21 protein-coding genes are annotated in these 17,479 nt (G+C 30.7%); 15 read left to right on the top strand and 6 right to left on the bottom strand.

Features of this window, described 5'->3' with window-relative positions; all coding sequences use genetic code 11:
• Position 1: 1 nt before the first annotated feature.
• Positions 2–988 (bottom strand): FUSC family protein, encoded by a 987-nt coding sequence (locus LPC11_RS04665; protein ID WP_023373122.1) that lies wholly within the window; start codon positions 986–988, stop codon positions 2–4.
• A gap of 166 nt (positions 989–1,154) precedes the next feature.
• On the opposite strand from LPC11_RS04665, the gene map reads away from it, so the two are divergent.
• The 5 genes from map to vraR all read left to right on the top strand — a co-directional run bounded on the left by map (position 1,155) and on the right by vraR (position 4,815).
• Positions 1,155–1,910, top strand: a complete 756-nt coding sequence (gene map / locus LPC11_RS04670) for a type I methionyl aminopeptidase (RefSeq protein ID WP_023373120.1) — start codon at positions 1,155–1,157, stop codon at positions 1,908–1,910.
• 143 nt (positions 1,911–2,053) lie between these two features.
• A complete protein-coding gene (locus LPC11_RS04675; protein WP_023373118.1) occupies positions 2,054–2,440 on the top strand; it encodes a DUF2543 family protein in 387 nt (128 codons plus the stop codon).
• Positions 2,441–2,454: 14 nt separating this feature from the next.
• Positions 2,455–3,156, top strand: a complete 702-nt coding sequence (gene vraT / locus LPC11_RS04680; RefSeq protein ID WP_023373116.1) for a cell wall-active antibiotics response protein VraT — start codon at positions 2,455–2,457, stop codon at positions 3,154–3,156.
• Positions 3,153–4,196 carry a sensor histidine kinase VraS gene (gene vraS, locus LPC11_RS04685; protein WP_002452288.1) on the top strand — a complete coding sequence of 348 codons (1,044 nt, stop codon included), beginning with the start codon at positions 3,153–3,155 and terminating at the stop codon, positions 4,194–4,196. Before vraT ends, vraS begins: the two co-directional genes overlap by 4 nt.
• Positions 4,186–4,815 (top strand): response regulator transcription factor VraR, encoded by a 630-nt coding sequence (gene vraR, locus LPC11_RS04690; protein WP_002466112.1) that lies wholly within the window; start codon positions 4,186–4,188, stop codon positions 4,813–4,815. The genes vraS and vraR overlap by 11 nt, the downstream gene beginning before the upstream one ends.
• A gap of 58 nt (positions 4,816–4,873) precedes the next feature.
• Here vraR and LPC11_RS04695 read toward each other — a convergent pair whose 3' ends face one another.
• From LPC11_RS04695 to LPC11_RS04705, 3 genes are all read right to left on the bottom strand, one after another.
• Positions 4,874–6,109 (bottom strand): YihY/virulence factor BrkB family protein, encoded by a 1,236-nt coding sequence (locus tag LPC11_RS04695; protein ID WP_023373114.1) that lies wholly within the window; start codon positions 6,107–6,109, stop codon positions 4,874–4,876.
• Between the two features lie 227 nt (positions 6,110–6,336).
• Positions 6,337–6,621 (bottom strand): YtxH domain-containing protein, encoded by a 285-nt coding sequence (locus LPC11_RS04700; RefSeq protein WP_002466132.1) that lies wholly within the window; start codon positions 6,619–6,621, stop codon positions 6,337–6,339.
• Positions 6,622–6,627: 6 nt separating this feature from the next.
• Positions 6,628–7,092, bottom strand: coding sequence for a low molecular weight protein-tyrosine-phosphatase (locus LPC11_RS04705; RefSeq protein WP_023373112.1), 465 nt, complete (start codon positions 7,090–7,092; stop codon positions 6,628–6,630).
• A gap of 146 nt (positions 7,093–7,238) precedes the next feature.
• Here LPC11_RS04705 and LPC11_RS04710 point away from each other — a divergent pair, with 146 nt between their 5' ends.
• Genes LPC11_RS04710 through LPC11_RS04720 form a run of 3 tightly spaced genes read left to right on the top strand, consistent with a single transcriptional unit; the run spans position 7,239 to position 9,285 of the window.
• On the top strand, positions 7,239–7,442 hold the full coding sequence (locus LPC11_RS04710; RefSeq protein ID WP_041613607.1) for a DUF1128 domain-containing protein: 204 nt from the start codon (positions 7,239–7,241) through the stop codon (positions 7,440–7,442).
• Between the two features lie 12 nt (positions 7,443–7,454).
• Positions 7,455–8,696 carry an aminopeptidase gene (locus tag LPC11_RS04715; protein ID WP_023373108.1) on the top strand — a complete coding sequence of 414 codons (1,242 nt, stop codon included), beginning with the start codon at positions 7,455–7,457 and terminating at the stop codon, positions 8,694–8,696.
• A gap of 58 nt (positions 8,697–8,754) precedes the next feature.
• Entirely contained in the window at positions 8,755–9,285 is a 531-nt protein-coding gene (locus tag LPC11_RS04720) for an acyl-CoA thioesterase (RefSeq protein ID WP_023373106.1), read from the top strand.
• Positions 9,286–9,409: 124 nt separating this feature from the next.
• Here LPC11_RS04720 and yfkAB read toward each other — a convergent pair whose 3' ends face one another.
• Positions 9,410–10,552, bottom strand: a complete 1,143-nt coding sequence (gene yfkAB, locus LPC11_RS04725) for a radical SAM/CxCxxxxC motif protein YfkAB (RefSeq protein ID WP_023373104.1) — start codon at positions 10,550–10,552, stop codon at positions 9,410–9,412.
• A gap of 231 nt (positions 10,553–10,783) precedes the next feature.
• Between yfkAB and LPC11_RS04730 the strand changes: the two genes are divergently transcribed.
• The 7 genes from LPC11_RS04730 (at position 10,784) to LPC11_RS04760 (ending at position 16,309) form a co-directional block, all read left to right on the top strand.
• Complete coding sequence (locus LPC11_RS04730) at positions 10,784–10,945, top strand: SE1561 family protein (protein ID WP_001830395.1); 162 nt, start codon at positions 10,784–10,786, stop codon at positions 10,943–10,945.
• Between the two features lie 126 nt (positions 10,946–11,071).
• Positions 11,072–11,590: a type 1 glutamine amidotransferase domain-containing protein gene (locus LPC11_RS04735; RefSeq protein WP_231307369.1), complete on the top strand. Its 519-nt coding sequence runs from the start codon at positions 11,072–11,074 to the stop codon at positions 11,588–11,590.
• Positions 11,591–11,826: 236 nt separating this feature from the next.
• A complete protein-coding gene (sgtB, locus tag LPC11_RS04740) occupies positions 11,827–12,636 on the top strand; it encodes a monofunctional peptidoglycan glycosyltransferase SgtB (RefSeq protein WP_104681699.1) in 810 nt (269 codons plus the stop codon).
• Positions 12,637–12,806: 170 nt separating this feature from the next.
• Positions 12,807–13,625, top strand: a complete 819-nt coding sequence (gene recX / locus LPC11_RS04745; protein ID WP_023373098.1) for a recombination regulator RecX — start codon at positions 12,807–12,809, stop codon at positions 13,623–13,625.
• Positions 13,603–13,917 carry a YfhH family protein gene (locus tag LPC11_RS04750; RefSeq protein WP_015364863.1) on the top strand — a complete coding sequence of 105 codons (315 nt, stop codon included), beginning with the start codon at positions 13,603–13,605 and terminating at the stop codon, positions 13,915–13,917. The genes recX and LPC11_RS04750 overlap by 23 nt, the downstream gene beginning before the upstream one ends.
• A gap of 14 nt (positions 13,918–13,931) precedes the next feature.
• Positions 13,932–15,440, top strand: coding sequence for an ATP-binding cassette domain-containing protein (locus LPC11_RS04755; protein ID WP_023373096.1), 1,509 nt, complete (start codon positions 13,932–13,934; stop codon positions 15,438–15,440).
• 122 nt (positions 15,441–15,562) lie between these two features.
• Positions 15,563–16,309 carry a hypothetical protein gene (locus LPC11_RS04760; protein ID WP_226956362.1) on the top strand — a complete coding sequence of 249 codons (747 nt, stop codon included), beginning with the start codon at positions 15,563–15,565 and terminating at the stop codon, positions 16,307–16,309.
• Between the two features lie 56 nt (positions 16,310–16,365).
• Here LPC11_RS04760 and LPC11_RS04765 read toward each other — a convergent pair whose 3' ends face one another.
• The gene (locus LPC11_RS04765) at positions 16,366–17,343 is read right to left on the bottom strand and encodes a metal-dependent hydrolase (protein ID WP_023373092.1); all 978 of its coding nucleotides are present in this window, start codon (positions 17,341–17,343) and stop codon (positions 16,366–16,368) included.
• Between the last annotated feature and the right edge of the window lie 136 nt (positions 17,344–17,479).

The raw sequence follows: 17,479 nt of genomic DNA on the forward strand, positions 1-17,479 counted from the left end.
CTTAAGCATAACGATGATCTAATATTTTATAGATTAACAATATTTCATAAATAAGGTGACTTTTAATTTGATTTTGATCAAATTCTTCTAGCTGCTTCACTGATGATTTTAGTGTTGAAGCGGATTTTCGTTCACGTTTAAATGTACCATCACATAGAATTTGGCTAATACTTGTACTGATTTTTAGAATTGCCATTTTTTCTTCAGGTGTAAAGAATACATGTGCATCTTTAGGTAAATAAATAATGTTCGCTAAATGGGTCATCAGTAAACGATTAGTATAAGCTCTATTCGTTAATTTATTTAGCTTTTTCCAATCATCAGCCTTGTTCTGATGATAAGTGAGCTCATCACGTTGATAGCCAGTTAGCATATCGATTTTCTGGTTTAAATTACTGATTTGAATAATCTTTTTATTACTTTTATCAGACTGAAATCGACCAAGTAACAATTCATGACACCGTTGATTAAATAAGGCGTACATTTTTTCTTCAGAGTCATAAAGATGATCTTCTAACTGATTATAATATTTAGGTGGTAATATCATAAAATTGACTAGACCTGCTGTAACTAATCCAATTAAGGCAGTTAATAAACGTGAAAAGAAGTTAAATACATACGCTTCATGTATACCTGGTATCATCGCAACTGACGTTAATACTGCCACTGTTGTACCTACTTGCAAATTGAGTTTAGTACAAGCTAAAATCGTCAATGTTGCACTCAATGCATAAGCAAATGGTGATTGGTCGCCAAATATATATGTAAATACAACTGCAAATAATGCACCAATAACTGTAGCAGGTAAACGGCGATAGCCTTTTTTGATTGAGGCTTTAGCAGTAGGTTCTATTGTTACTATAGCAGTTAATATGGCAAATATTGGTGTGAGATTTAATAGCATACAAAAGACAGTCGTAAAGAATGTAGCTAAACCTGTCTTGATAGTGCGTGCACCAATAAGATTTTTATACCATTTTTCATTCAAAATGTTGTCCCCCTTGAAAAGGGAATTTTTAAAACGAGTTACGGTTTTACAAATTCTCTTTCTTAATCAAACAAAATAAAGTCATTTCAATGCATTCATATTTAGTATATCAAAAATTTTTTGCTATAATAAGATAGAATAATAAATAAAAAGGAACGGGATAAAAATGATTGTAAAAACAGATGATGAATTACAAGCTTTAAAAGAAATTGGCTATATTTGTGCAAAAGTAAGAGACACAATGCAAGCTGAGACTAAACCAGGAATTACGACAAAAGAGTTAGACAATATTGCTAAAGTCTTATTCGAAGAACATGATGCGATTTCAGCACCCATTCATGATGAGAATTTTCCAGGTCAGACATGTATTAGTGTCAATGAAGAAGTAGCACATGGCATACCTGGAAAACGTGTGATTCGTGAAGGTGATTTAGTTAATATTGACGTTTCTGCATTGAAAAATGGTTATTATGCAGATACAGGCATTTCATTTGTGGTAGGAGAAGCAAGTGATCCAATGAAGCAAAAAGTTTGTGATGTTGCGACGATGGCATTTGAAAATGCAATGGCTAAAGTAAAACCAGGTACAAAATTGAGTAATATTGGTAAAGCTGTACACGCAACAGCACGTCAAAATGATTTAACAGTTATTAAAAATCTAACAGGTCATGGGGTTGGTCAATCATTACATGAAGCACCTAATCATGTCATGAACTACTATGATCCTAAAGATAAAACACTTCTAAAAGAAGGACTTGTTATTGCAGTAGAACCATTTATTTCATCTAAAGCAACATTTGTGACTGAAGGTAAAAATGAATGGGCATTTGAAACAAGAGATAAAAGCTATGTTGCGCAAATAGAACATACTGTTATTGTTACCAAAGATGGTCCTTTATTAACAACTAAAATTGAAGATTAAAGAATATTCATCCTTTAGATAGTAAAGATATTCATTTTACTTAGACTAGGACTAAAGGACTAACAAGATATGGTTCCGGAGCCTATTACAGATGGTTTCGGAATTGTTTTATAATAGAACCTAATCAAGGGTGAGGTGGTTCTATGAATTACATGGAGATTTACTTAAATAAAATATTTAAAACATCATTACGATACAATATTGATGATTATAAAATGAAATTAGACAAAAGATTGAAAGATATTGAAGATTATATAGCTTATTTAAACGAAAAGCGAATGCAACTTAAAAAGTTAATTGACAGTATTTCTTTAGCATTAGAAAATAAATATATAGATATCGCAGATTTATATAATATTCGATGTGCAGAAGAGGTACATGATAATGAAATTGCGTCATTAAGAAATAATTTAAATCAAATTGAAGCATATTGTGCTCAAATTGAGACCAAAATAAGTGAACAAGCAAAAGAAAAAATGACGATCGAAAAAGAATGTCATTTAATTCATTATATGAGTGCTGTGGCATAGAAAGGTGGCGAATCATGACACATAAATATATATCAACAGAATTGTTGATAGTTTTTACAGCATTAATGATTATTGCTAATTTTTATTATATATTCTTCGAAAAAATAGGTTTTTTACTCGTTTTACTTTTAGGATGCGTACTTGTCTATGTAGGATATATTTATTTTCATAAAGTACGAGGGTTGTTATCCTTTTGGATTGGTACTTTATTAATTGCCTTCACTTTATTATCTAATAAATATACGATTATCATATTGTTTATATTTTTATTGATATTAATAGTAAGGTACTTAATTTATAAATTTAAACCTTTAAAAGTAACAGCAACTGAAGAAGAAGTTACGTCGCCAGCATTTATTAAACAGAAATGGTTTGGTGAGCAACGTACACCCGTATACGTATATAAGTGGGAAGATGTTCAAATACAACATGGAATTGGGGATATTCATATTGATTTAACTAAAGCCGCGAATATTAAAGATAACAATACAATTGTTGTTAGACATATATTAGGTAAAGTTCAAGTGATTGTGCCATTAAATTATAATATTAATATCCATGCTACTGCATTTTATGGTTCAGCCAATATTAATGAAAAATCATATAAGATAGAGAATAATAATATTCATGTTGAAGAAAAGACAAAAGAAGAAAATTATACTGTTAATGTCTATGTATCAACATTTATTGGCGACGTAGAGGTGATATATAGATGAACCACTATATAAGAGCTATTGGGTCTATGCTGATATTGATATATAGTATGTTAACGGCGTTCTTATTTATTGATAAAGTTTTTGTCAACATCATTTACTTTCAAGGCATGTTTTATACACAAATTTTCGGTATTCCAGTGTTCTTATTTTTAAATATTATAGTTATATTATTATGTATTATAGTAGGGTCAGTTTTAGCATATAAAATTAATCAACAGAATGATTGGATTAAAACTCAAATTGAGCGATCAATTGAAGGGGAAACTGTTGGAATTAATGACCAAAATATTGAATTGTATAGCGAGACGTTGGAAATATATCACACACTCGTTCCATTAAATCAAGAGTTACATCGATTAAGAATGAAAACACAAAATTTAACTAACGAAAATTATAATATGAATGATGTTAAAGTTAAAAAAATTATTGAAGATGAGCGACAACGCTTAGCTAGGGAATTGCATGATTCTGTAAGCCAACAATTATTTGCAGCAAGTATGATGTTATCAGCAATAAAAGAAACACAGTTAGAACCACCATTAGATCAACAAATACCCGTTCTTGAAAAAATGATTCAAGATTCACAACTTGAAATGAGAGCATTGTTACTTCATTTAAGACCACTAGGATTAAAAGATAAATCATTAGGTGAAGGTATTAAAGATTTAGTCATTGACCTTCAAAAGAAAGTACCAATGAAAGTAGTCCATGAAATCCAAGAATTTAAAGTACCAAAAGGAATAGAAGATCATTTATTCAGAATCACACAAGAAGCAATTTCAAATACTTTGAGACATTCTAATGGTACAAGAGTAACGGTTGAATTATTTAATAAGCAAGATTATCTACTTTTACGTATACAAGATAATGGTAAAGGTTTTAATGTAGATGAGAAACTTGAACAAAGCTATGGATTAAAGAATATGCGTGAACGTGCACTAGAAATTGGTGCCACATTCCATATCGTATCATTACCAGACTCTGGTACACGTATTGAAGTTAAAGCACCATTAAACAAGGAGGATTCGTATGGCGATTAAAGTATTATTTGTAGATGACCATGAGATGGTTAGAATAGGTATATCAAGTTACTTATCAACTCAATCTGACATTGAAGTAGTGGGAGAAGGAGAGTCTGGGAAAGATGCAATTGCTAAGGCACATGAGTTACAACCAGATTTAATTCTAATGGACTTACTGATGGATGATATGGATGGGGTAGAAGCGACAACAGAAATAAAAAAGGATTTACCTCACATCAAAGTAGTGATGCTTACAAGTTTCATTGAAGATAAAGAAGTGTATCGAGCTCTAGATGCTGGTGTAGATAGTTATATATTAAAGACTACAAGTGCTAGTGATATTGCAGAAGCGGTTCGTAAAACATATAATGGTGAATCGGTGTTTGAACCAGAGGTACTGGTTAAAATGCGTAACAGAATGAAAAAACGCGCTGAGCTATACGAAATGCTAACAGAAAGAGAAATGGAGATTTTATTGTTAATTGCTAAAGGCTATTCCAATCAAGAGATCGCTAGTGCATCTCATATCACAATAAAAACAGTCAAAACACATGTAAGTAATATTCTAAGTAAATTGGAAGTTCAAGATAGAACACAAGCAGTCATTTATGCTTTCCAACATAACTTAATTCAATAATTATAAAAAGGCCAGGTGGATGATGTTTATCAATTCCACTTGGCCTTTAATTTAATGATTAAGAATGTTTATCTTCAGAATCATTATTTTTAATTTTATTAACGATTTTATCTTTTATCGTACTTTGATCTTCTTGATACTTGTCTTTAGCATCTTTATCAATATTATAATCTTCATCTTTACCAATTTCACGATGATCATTATATTCATATGTTGTATCTTCGTTGTAATGGTTTTGGTTATTATCATCATGTTTCAATGCAGCTTCTTCTGGTGTTTCACCTTTAATCACATGACGTTGGTGAATAATCGCATTAATTTCTGCGCCTATAATAATGATAAAACTTGTTAAGTATAACCAAATTAATAAAATAATGATACCTGCGATACTACCATACGTTTTAGAATAATTACCAAAGTTAGAAATATACCAACCAAATGCAAATGATCCTAATAACCAAATGATAGAAGTAAAAATAGCACCTGGCAATACAGATAGAATTTTTGTTTTTACATTAGGTGCTACTGAATAGAGTACGATAAATAAAACTAAAATGATGATAAGTGGTAATACCACTCTTATTAAATTGAATATCCATTTCACTTCTGAATCTAAGCCTAATGGTCCAAATAAGTAATGACTTATTGCAGAACCTAATGTTGGTAGAGCCATTGCGACAGCAAATACAACGCCCATTACAACTGTAAATACAACACTTAGAAGTTTTAGTAAAATGCCATTACGACTATCCTCAACATCGTACGCAACGTTGAACGAGTTCATAATTGCGGTCATACCGTTTGAAGCTGACCAAATTGCTAAGATCAACCCGACAGATAGTAAGCCACCACTTGAGTTCTTCGTTACATCGCCAATAACACCTTTTATGATTGATGATGTTTCAGATGGAGCACTGCTTAACATGCTTGTAATTTGACTTTGGTCAATATTAAAGAATGGTAACAATGTTAATAAGAAAATTAGCATAGGGAACATCGCAAGAACGAAATGATACGTCATTTGTGCTGCTAACCCTGAAGCGTCATCTTTACCAATTCTATAAACTAAATATGAAAAGAAATTTGAATCCTTTGTATATTTGGCAGGTTTGTTCAATCTCGATAAGAAGAAAACTTGATTGTCTTTCTTAGGTTCCTTAGATTGAAATTCTTGAGGTTCAATATATGTACGGTCTACTTTAATTTTATTATCACTATTTTTGTCATCCTTATGCTCTTCGTATTCTTTTGCAGAGTTAAGGAATTTGGAACTTGTTTTTTCTTTCTTTGACATAACAATCTCCTTTAGTCCTTTGACATCGAATTTTATATGCAATTTATTATTTTTATTTGTAAAGAAAGGGAGTGAGAAAGAACTCATTTGGAAATGAATTCTTAAACTCACCCCCGTATTAATGGAGTGGGACAATTATATTAGAAGTATTTCACTAAATTTAAATAGCTAAATTACTCATTGGCTATAGTGCCAACATTCGATTAAATTGCCCATTTGGTATTCCATTACTTACCAATACGTTCATTTTTTCTATTAACAAATGTGTCTTTAGCATCTTTAATAGAACGTTCTAATTCTGGATTGTTACGACGAATTTCTTCGATAACATCTTTCCAGTACATTACTTCATCTTTAATGCTGCTCACTTTAGAAGGTTTTTGAGATTTTTTGCCTTCTTTAACATTAGAGAATGATTGTTTTAATGAATTACGAGTTGATTTATCAGCTAATGTTGCTGCGCCACCGATAACAGCGCCTAATAATACACCAGGAATGAATTTGTTTTCCATAATTTTTTACCCCTCTTTCAAATTTGCATCTTTTACGATGTAGTCAATTAAATGATCACAAGATGATTGTACCATTTTATATACACCTTCAAAATTGTTTGTGTAGTATGGATCTGGTACATCACTTTCTTCCATATTACTAAATTCTAACAGTTTGAACAATTGTCCTTGAATGTTAGGATTAATTGCTTTGATATTTTCTATATTACTTTGATCCATTGCGATAATATAGTCAAAATCATCAGTTGGTTCAAATAGCTCACTAATCATACCATCAAAAGGAATTTGATGTTCATTAAGAATCTTTTGAGTACCTTCATGTGGAGGTTCTCCTAAATTCCATTTTCCAGTACCACGAGAGTATACTTGAACATCGTTAATGCCTCTTTCTTGAAGTCTTTGTCTCATGATAGCTTCAGCCATTGGAGAACGGCAAATATTTCCAAGACATACAAAAGCAACGTCTATCATATAGATTCCTCCAAACTATGTAATTATATCCCCATTTTAATGGTTCTTCAAACAATTAGAAAGCAAATTTTTTCAATTTCTATTAAAGTTCCATAAAGTATGTTAGTTTGATAGAATATGATTACTAAGTTAAAGAGGTGAGACGTTTGGCATTATCTAATGAAGAGATGATTACTGAGATAAGACAAAAATTAAATATCGTCAATAAAGCACTTATCGACCCAAATAAATTTAAAGAGGCAAATTCTGATGAAATTAAAGAAATTCACCAATTTGTAACTTCAAAAGATTCATTTTCACCTAGCGAAGTCACTGCAATTGCAGATGCACTAGGACAATTACGACAATAAGGGGGAACCTAAATGAGTAACTATCAAGACAAATTAAGACAATATGCACAACTATTAGTTAGAGTAGGAATGAATGTCCAAGATAAGCAACCTGTATTTATTCGATCATCAGTTGAAGCATTGGAACTCACTCATTTAGTTGTTGAAGAAGCATACATTGCCGGTGCTTCAGATGTAAGAGTTGAATATGCTGATCCGCGTTTAAAACGATTAAAATTCGAACATGAATCATTAGACCACTTTGAAAATAACGACGTTAAGTCTTACGATGTAGAAGCTAGAATGGATTTTGTAAATAGAGGAGCTGCAAACCTTGCAATTTTAACTGAAGATCCAGATTTATTAAGTGGCATCGATGCAAGTAAATTAAAAGCTTATCAATTACAATATTCAAAAGCATATAAAGGTTATATGGAAGCGAGTCAAAAGAATCAATTTCCATGGGTCGTAGCAGCATTTCCTTCTAAAGCTTGGGCGCAACGCGTTTACCCTAATAAATCAGTAGAGGATGCGTATTCAACTTTTGTTGATGAAGTATTTGATATTGTACGAGTTGATGGTAATGATCCAATTCAAAATTGGAAATCTCATGTGAAGAATTTAAGTGTGCATGCTGATAAATTGCAGAAAAAACAATATAAAGCATTACACTATCTATCTGAAGGCACTGACTTAGTTGTTGGCTTACCTAAAGGACATATTTGGGAAGATGCAACAAGTTATGTCAATGGTAATCAACAAGCATTTATCGCTAATATACCTACTGAAGAAGTTTTCACTGCACCAGATAGAAACAATGTTAATGGATATGTAACAAATAAATTACCTTTAAGTTTTAATGGCAATATTATTGATGGTTTTACTTTAACATTCAAAGATGGTGAAGTTATTGATTTTAAAGCTGATAAAGGTGAAGATGTGTTAAGAGATTTATTGGATACAGATGAAGGTGCTAAACGATTAGGTGAGGTTGCGTTAGTACCAGATGATTCACCAATTTCTAATCGTAATACAATCTTTTATAATACGTTATTTGATGAAAATGCATCTTGTCATCTTGCATTAGGTTCAGCATATGGGTTCAATATTGAAGGTGGGACAGAAATGACTACCGAAGAAAAAATTGCAAGTGGTTTAAATGATTCAAATGTGCATGAAGACTTTATGATCGGAAGTGCAGATTTAACTATTTATGGCATATTAGAAGATGGTTCAAAAGAACTCGTATTTGAAAATGGTAATTGGGCAAACTAAACACCATGTTCTATAAAATTTAAGGAGTCAAAATTAATTAAGAGATAGGAAGATATGAATGGCAAAACAACAAGTGACTAAAAAAGCAATGTCCGAATCAAAAAGTGTGAAGTCAAGACAAGTCTATCCACAAGATACAAATCATCATCATACAATGTTTGGTGGTACTTTAATGGCTAATGTTGATGAAATTGCAGCTATTACTGCTATGAAACATGCTGGCAACTCAGTTGTTACAGCATCAACAGATTCTGTTGATTTTTTATTACCAATTAAAAATGGAGATATTTTATCATATGAAGCGATGGTTTCGTATACAGGTAGTAGTTCTATGGAGGTATGTGTACAAATAATTATTGAAGATGTATTCGAAGGTGAACGAAAATTAGCAGCCCTGAGCTTTTTAACTTTCGTTGCATTAGATCAAAGTGGTAAACCAACTCAAGTACCTCAAGTCTATCCAGAAGATAAAGTTGAAAAATGGTTCCATGAAACTGCGCCACAACGTGTTGCTCGTCGCAAAGAACGTCGTGACGAAAGCAAAAATACAATCGAATATTTATCAAAAATCCAACATATTGAAAGATAATACGTCACTTATTTCATAATAAACGTACCCCTATATCGATGCATAAAAATCATTGATATAGGGGTAATTTATGTTAATCTGTATTAAATTAGCATTTAAATTAAAATAGTGCGTAATAAAGACTTTACGAGAAAATACGTTTAGCATGCATTACTTTTTCATTTTCTCTGAAATTTGTATTAGGATAGTACATATTTTTTACTAAAACATTTGGTCCTAAGCACTGATATTCTGCACAATGACAGTTGAGAGATTGTGCTAAATCAGAATTAAGCCATTGATTAAAAACATCTGTCAGTCTATCTTTTTGAATATTAGAGATAGTGCCATTTTCATCACCAAAATCAGTTACAATGACATTACCTGTAAATACATTTACATTTAAACGACTGCGACCATCTGGATCATTTCGCATCGTAACATTTTTAGCACTTCTTAAACGTTGTAATAAATGTTGGTCATTTTCGTCATTAATACAAGGATATATAGGTAAAGTACCAAAAAGCATCCATGTATCTTCGTCTCTAATGTCTAATAAATGATGTATAGCTTCTTTCATTTCTTTTAATGACAATACATTTAATGAACTAGCAAAATCAGCTGGGTACATCGGATGTACTTCATGGCGACTACATTTCATATCATTCACTATTTCTTGATGGATTTTATTTAAATAGGGTAAAGTACTTTGATTCAACATTGTTTCTGCAGAAACGAACATACCTTGGTCAGAAAGAGTACTCGCGTTATCAAGCATTTGTTCATATAATTTGAGCTTTGCTTTCAAAGGTGGTTGCTTTTTCATTGCACCAAAGCCCACATCTGTAAATTCTTGGATAGTACCCCAGTTATGAGAAATATGCATTACATCGATATACTCAGCGATATCTAGATATCTATCTTGTGGCAATGTTAAATTAGAATTCATTTGAACATAAATACCACGTTGATGTGCATACTTTAATAATGGTTTAACAACATTCTTGATAGATTTTTTTGAAAACATGGGTTCGCCACCCGTAATTGATAACGTACGTAAATTTGGTATTTCATCTAATCTACGGTAAATAATATCCATGGGTAATGGTTCGGGGTCTTGAGTTTGGAGAGTATAACCAACTGCACAATGACTACATCTCATATTACATAAATTAGTAGTTGTAAACTCTATATTACTTAAAGTAAGTTGACCATTATCAATGACATCATTATAGGCTTCCCAAGGGTCATTATTTATTGAAATAGGTTTTTTATTAGTTGTTAACATGATAATTACTCCTAAAAGAGGGGACATTAGTATAAAATTAGATGTGAAATGAAGAGAATCATTAGTATCTATTTATTCATAACAAAATATATGTATATCTAACTTTTACTTAGTCTGTCTCTTTAAATTTTGTAAAAAGTACAGTAAACATTATTAAGATTATATCTCTTTTTGTCAAATTCTGTTAGGATGAAATTATCAAAAAACAAACTAAAGGAGCGCTTATTTAATATGAGTGAACAACAAACGATTGACCAAATTAAAACAAGATTAAACAAATTTATTGAAGATATTGATCACGTAAACCCTGATGAAGTACGTGTTGAAGACATTGATGAGTGGATTGGATTACTAGACCAATTAGAGGAAAAAGTGAAACAAGTTTCAAAATAATAATTAGGTAATCATTATTAGTGACACTTTAGTGACGATTATTTTTCATTTGTTGGATGATGTTTAAAATCATGTAAAAGAGTGAAAGTAATAAATATAATCGTACAATAGAAAGGTGATCATATTATGAGTAAAAAAGTAGCTATTATTTTAGCAGATGAATTTGAAGATATAGAATTAACAAGCCCTAAAGAAGCATTAGAAAATGCTGGCATTGAAACGGTTATTGTTGGAGATAACGAAAACCAAGAGGTTGTAGGTAAACATGGTGAAAAAGCAACAGTTCAAGTAAGTATTGCTGACGCTAAACCAGAAGATTACGATGGTTTACTAATACCAGGAGGATTTGCACCAGACCATTTACGTGGTGATGCAGAAGGTAGATATGGTACTTTCGCTAAATACTTCACAACAAATAATGTACCTGCTTTTGCAATTTGCCATGGTCCTCAAGTATTAATTGATACTGACGATTTAAATGGTAGAACATTAACAGCAGTATTAAATGTACGAAAAGACTTATCTAATGCTGGTGCTCATGTTGTTGACGAATCAGTAGTTGTAGAAAACAACATTGTAACTAGTCGTACACCAGACGATTTAGATGACTTTAATAGAGAAATTGTTAAACAATTAGAAGACTAATTTAAGCGTTTAACAAGAACTTATATAGTGCCTGTTGATTCATTTCAACAGGCTTTTTTTATATGGTATTTAAGCATTAATAATTAGTAGTTACAATAATTTTTGACAACATTTAGATAACTGCGGTTAGAATCATGTACTCCCTGGGACTGATTTTTAAGATAAACTATAGCTAATCCGCGTAACTACTGGTAAACTCACATTATAACAGTGAGTTTAAGTAAAGGAGCAAATGCATGAAAAGAAGCGACAGATTTGCACAATCGAATGATACGTATCAACAAGATATGCGTGAACCTCACTATAATACTTATTATCAACCAGTAGGAAAACCACCTAAAAAGAAAAAAAGTAAACGTATTTTTTTGAGAATTTTAATTATATTAACAATCATCATAGTTCTATTTTTAGGATTAATGTATTTTATGTCTTCTAGAGCTAATGTGGATGATTTAAAATCGATAGAAAATAAAAATGATTACGTTGCTGCTGATCAAATGCCTGAATATGTAAGAGGTGCATTTATTTCGTTAGAAGATGAACGATTTTATAAACACCATGGATTTGATTTTAAGGGTACATCTCGTGCATTATTTTCAACATTAAGTGATCATGATGTTCAAGGTGGTAGCACGATTACACAACAAGTTGTTAAAAATTATTATTATGATAATGAACGCTCATTTACAAGAAAATTAAAAGAATTATTTGTAGCACACAAAGTTGAGAAACAATATGATAAAAACCAAATACTAAGTTTTTATCTGAACAATATATATTTTGGTGATAATCAATATACGGTTGAAGGTGCAGCCAATCATTATTTCGGTGCAACTACTAATAAAAATAATCAAAACTTAAAGCAAATTAGTGTTTTGCAAAGTGCAATATTAGCTAGTAAAGTCAATGCACCAAGTGTTTATAATATTGAAGATATGTCTGAAAATTTTATAAATAGAGTTAAAACAAACTTAGAAAAGATGAAACAACTTCATTATATTTCTGATGAACAATACAAAGAAGCAATGGCACAATTAGGTAACTAAAAAGTACCCTATCATATGCAATATGAAATGACTCAAGTACAGTAATGTGTAAATGATGTCCTAATATTGTATAGCTGATAGGGTATTTATTTTTGTAAAGCAATGGTTTTTAGATAATCATTAAACTATGTCATAATAAGTAATATACAATACGCAAGTGGAGGTGTATTATGCCTAAAATCACTAAATTAGAAGTTCAAAAGAAAAATAAAGAACGATTTAATCTATATCTTGATAACGAGTTTGAAATGGGAATTGATATTGATACTTTAGTTAAATTTAACTTAAAGAAAGATCAAATATTAGAGGCTTCAGATATGGAACAAATACAAAAGCATGATCACTATCGAAGAGGTTTAAATGATGCAATTCAATTTTTGTCATATCGAAAGCGTACTGAAAAAGAAGTTAGACAGCATTTACTAAAAAATGAAGTTTCTGAATGGGCAATTCAACAAGTTATAGATTATTGTTATCAAGAAAAATTAATAGACCATGATGACTATGCAGAAAGTTTAAAAAATACAATGATTAATACAACTGATAAAGGTCCTGAAATATATAAACAAAAGTTGTACCAAGCTGGCGTAGAGCCTAATATTATCGACCAATATACAGAATTATATTTAGAGCAACAACCACTAGAGGATATAGTTAAAGTTGCACAGAAAGTAATTAAAACTAAGAAAGGTCCGACGTCTAAGGTAAAACAAAAAGTCATGCAATCATTGATGCAAAAAGGATATACGATGGAAAGTATTAAAGAGGCTATGGATGAATTAGATTTCTCAGAAGACGAAGACCAACTGGACCATATGTTACAAACGGATTTAGAAAAAGTTTATAACAAGCAACAAAGAAAATATGAAGGTCAACAAGTTATAAGAAAAACGATAGAAACACTTATGAGAAAAGGCTATAAATATGATAAAATTAAATCTAAATTAGAAGAAAGTGGTATCGAAAATGGAACAGAAGAAATTGAGTGAGATGTCTGAACAAGAATTAAGACATGAAATTCAAACATATAAAGAAAAAATGAGAAAAGCAGAAATGAACGGTATTTTAAATGAATATGACGTTTATCAAAGTAAAGTCATTGTAGCAGAAAGCTACCTTGTTGATCGTAATCAAATTGAATTAGGCCGTATCTATCAATTAAATGATGGTAGTGATCAATATTTTAAAGTAGAAAGACTGAAAGGTATATTTGCTTGGGGATTTCGAATTAAAAGTAGTGAACCCGAAGAAGGATTACCAATTGCATTATTAAAATTGTAGAAGGATGAAATAAAATGGGAAGTTCAATCGTTTTAAAGTTACTGAAAGTCACTCATTATTATAGAAACAAAAAAACTAAAAAATGGTACTTACCTTTTGGTTACGACGCAGATGACATCGATTTAAATAATATCTCACTACATATATATCAAGGAGAATCTTTAGGGGTTATTGGAGAACCAGGCTCATCAAAAAGACTAATTGGAAGATTATTATCAGGATCTATCGAACCTGACAAAGGTAAATTAGTCCAATTGGATCATATTTATTATGGAGATATTGAAGATAGACGTATGATTCATCAAACTGTTAAGGATTATGTTACTCATATCGTTGAACTATTTCCTTATCAAATATCAAATCATAAAGCAGATCAAGTTATACAATACGCTCATGTAGATGAGCAACAATTTATTTCTAAATTGTCAAAACAAGAATTTGCACAATTGTTATTAAGTATAGCTAGATCAAGTAAATCTAATATCATCATTTTAAATCATGTGCTTCAATATTTAGATGAAACATTTATGGATAGAGCAGTTGAACTATCTTATGAGTACATAGATAATAATCAAACAATGGTCTTTATTGATGATGACATTGATAAAATAGAACAAGTAAGTAACTATATTACATGGGTTTCTCATGGTCAAATACGTATGGAGGGCTCTGTTAATCAAGTTATTCCTACTTTTAAAGAACATGAAAAAGATAGAAAAAGTATTGAATCTAAAGAAGAACTTGCATCCTTTGACCTCGATTGGAAAAAAAGTAGAACAAGAATACCAGAAATGACTTATAATTTTAAACGAATTGAACGATATAATCATGCTAAACCACCGGTATTCTTGGTAAGATTTTGGACATTAATGGTTAGCTTTATTTTAGGTTTAGCATTGATGGGTATTTTTATATTTAATAATCTAGGCATAGTTAACGTTCCTGAAAATAACCAAGCTACACTTCAAACACAATCAAAAGATACATATGAAGATAAATTGGCTTACGGAATTGCATTAAAGGGCAGTAGTAAACTTTCAGGTTCAAGTCATTTAAATTTGCCAAAATACAGTGTCGTGACTATTGATGGTGAAAACAGTAAAAATTATCGTGTTGTTGTAAGTGGTAAACGTTATACTATAGCCAAGAATCAATTAGAATACTTTAATCCAGCAGGTTTATATGAAAAACATAGTTTTAAAACACTGTCTCCATTTATTAAATCCAATTACAGTAAATATGTTGATTATTTTAATAGCCATTTACATAAAGAACATGATTCTGTGAAAAAATCACTAGTACCTGAAGAGGATAATCGTTTTGTGGCTGATATTACATCACAACCGATTAAAATGATATTTAATGATGAGAATCAATTAAATGGTTTTGTCATGCCGATTGTAGATAAAAGTGAGCTCAAAGATAAGTTTAATATCAAAAAGGATATTTGGATTTGTAAATCAGGAGATGGTTATTTTATTGCTGATTTAAAAGATAATAAATGGATATATATTGAATTGTAGGTGTAAACATGATTGATAATATAATATTATATTTTAAAAACTTGCCACATCTTTTAACATACACCATAAAAAGGATTAAAAGTTTATGGAAGTGGTTTACCTTAAGTTTAATAGTTGGCTTAGTGTTTATTTTAATAGCAGAACTATTTTTTAAATTTACAAATGCTACAGAAGTTAGCCATGGCATTTGGTTATATAGACTATTAACACTATTTGCATTTTTCTTTATCATGCTCACTTTATATGGTTGTTATAGATTATACGCTAAAGACTATTTAATTACGAAATCTTTTCATATTACGCCAGTAACACCTACTGTAATTACCGCTATTGTTGGAAGTGTAGTTATATTTATTCTAATGACTATCATAGCATTATTGAAACCTATCAATTATGAAAGTTCATTAATGGCTACGATATTCTTTTTAATTGTTGCTATAGTGCTTGTAAGTTTAGTGTCAGTGACATTTGGTCTTTTGAAAATACTTAATTATAAAATTGATAAATATTTCTATATCTTTTGTGTAGTAGAATTTTTTATATTACCTATTATTTATATGCCAAAGACACACTTGTCTATAGTTGAACATCTATTAATGCTAAACCCTTTATATTATGTAGTTAATGGATTAGCACAATCGGTGTTATTTGGAAATGTGAGCGTAGCAAATCTTCCTTATCACGTATACATGTTATGTTTTATTGCTATAATTTCCATTATTAATTTTGCATTGTCACGTTATGTAGCGCATGCAAAATATAGAAATCAAAATATAAAATTACAAAAAGCAGTTCAATCTATAGATGAGAAAGAAAGCTTAAATGAAAAAAGTAAAAATGAAAAAGTAGAAACCAATCAAAAGAAATAACAAGAAAAATAGCCAAGGACTTGGAGATTGAAGTCATCCAAGTGCCTTGGCTATTTTTATTTGGCGTATAATTTACGTTGAAGTTTATCTTCGCTAAATACCCATCCAATGTATGAGTGATCGATTTCATCTTGTTGAGTTAAATGGGCGATGGCAACAAAAGCGTAATGATCGTTATTTAAATATCTCAAATCCATTAATCTAATTTCAGTAGTACCATCTTCTAATGGTGTTGTTTGCCAACGATAAATAGATGAGAAATTTAAAAATGTTCTAATGTCTTTGTTGTTTTTAACTTTCCATAATAAAGAATCAATAGATAAATGTTGACGTTTGACCTTATCACTAAAAACAATATTTCTACCATAGGATCTACCTACATAATCATGTTCATCTGTTTGAATTGCTATACGCCATTCCATGAATTTCAATGTAGGAATAACGAAAACTTTAACAGGATTATGTTCATGTTTTATTTGCTTTAATGCTTGTTTTCTCAAGAATGATTGCATTTTAAAGCGTAAAATGTAGTATATAACGAGTACTCCGATAATTGGGAAAAAGGCTAAGTATGGATGCACACCAAATGCCCATAATGCCACGCCAATACATAAAATAATAAATATTATTGGATCGAAAGTATTAATTACACCAAGTTGAATCCACTTATTTGTAATAGGTCTTAAGGCTTGTGTACCATAGGAGTTAAAGATATCAACAAATACATGCAAGAACACAGCTAATTGAGCCCACATCCATACATGTAAAGGATTAGTATGGTTGAATATGACAAAAATTAAAAATGTGATTAAAATAGGCCATAAGATTGTAAATGGAATAGAGTGTGTAATACCTCTATGATGTGAAATATAAGTTGAATTATCTTTTAGTTTTAATACTGTATCTCCATCAGGTATAAGTGATCCTGCGATTAATGTTGTAGCGGTTGCCACAAATGTATCTGACATAGCAGGATCTTGTGTTGCAAGTGCTGTAAGACCAACACCAATCACGATATGCGTGGCTGTATCCATATATGTTCACTCATTTCGTCTTAATTTATAATATATTATAATCTAAAAGTTGGAATAACAAAATCAACTCACATTAATTTATATAACATGTATGTAAAATAGCCTTTGTGCTTAATTCAAAACATCAAAACACGTT

The organism is Staphylococcus sp. HL28 (assembly GCF_021117155.1).
Lineage (GTDB): Bacteria > Bacillota > Bacilli > Staphylococcales > Staphylococcaceae > Staphylococcus > Staphylococcus warneri.

Coding starts and splice junctions, on each gene's coding strand:
- vraT (WP_023373116.1), top strand. CDS start 2,455: ATGACACATAAATATATATCAACAGAATTGTTGATAGTTTTTACAGCA.
- LPC11_RS04720 (WP_023373106.1), top strand. CDS start 8,755: ATGGCAAAACAACAAGTGACTAAAAAAGCAATGTCCGAATCAAAAAGT.
- LPC11_RS04715 (WP_023373108.1), top strand. CDS start 7,455: ATGAGTAACTATCAAGACAAATTAAGACAATATGCACAACTATTAGTT.
- LPC11_RS04705 (WP_023373112.1), bottom strand. CDS start 7,092: ATGATAGACGTTGCTTTTGTATGTCTTGGAAATATTTGCCGTTCTCCA.
- recX (WP_023373098.1), top strand. CDS start 12,807: ATGCCTAAAATCACTAAATTAGAAGTTCAAAAGAAAAATAAAGAACGA.
- LPC11_RS04730 (WP_001830395.1), top strand. CDS start 10,784: ATGAGTGAACAACAAACGATTGACCAAATTAAAACAAGATTAAACAAA.
- LPC11_RS04700 (WP_002466132.1), bottom strand. CDS start 6,621: ATGGAAAACAAATTCATTCCTGGTGTATTATTAGGCGCTGTTATCGGT.
- yfkAB (WP_023373104.1), bottom strand. CDS start 10,552: ATGTTAACAACTAATAAAAAACCTATTTCAATAAATAATGACCCTTGG.
- map (WP_023373120.1), top strand. CDS start 1,155: ATGATTGTAAAAACAGATGATGAATTACAAGCTTTAAAAGAAATTGGC.
- vraR (WP_002466112.1), top strand. CDS start 4,186: ATGGCGATTAAAGTATTATTTGTAGATGACCATGAGATGGTTAGAATA.
- sgtB (WP_104681699.1), top strand. CDS start 11,827: ATGAAAAGAAGCGACAGATTTGCACAATCGAATGATACGTATCAACAA.
- LPC11_RS04735 (WP_231307369.1), top strand. CDS start 11,072: ATGAGTAAAAAAGTAGCTATTATTTTAGCAGATGAATTTGAAGATATA.
- LPC11_RS04755 (WP_023373096.1), top strand. CDS start 13,932: ATGGGAAGTTCAATCGTTTTAAAGTTACTGAAAGTCACTCATTATTAT.
- LPC11_RS04750 (WP_015364863.1), top strand. CDS start 13,603: ATGGAACAGAAGAAATTGAGTGAGATGTCTGAACAAGAATTAAGACAT.
- LPC11_RS04695 (WP_023373114.1), bottom strand. CDS start 6,109: ATGTCAAAGAAAGAAAAAACAAGTTCCAAATTCCTTAACTCTGCAAAA.
- vraS (WP_002452288.1), top strand. CDS start 3,153: ATGAACCACTATATAAGAGCTATTGGGTCTATGCTGATATTGATATAT.
- LPC11_RS04675 (WP_023373118.1), top strand. CDS start 2,054: ATGAATTACATGGAGATTTACTTAAATAAAATATTTAAAACATCATTA.
- LPC11_RS04765 (WP_023373092.1), bottom strand. CDS start 17,343: ATGGATACAGCCACGCATATCGTGATTGGTGTTGGTCTTACAGCACTT.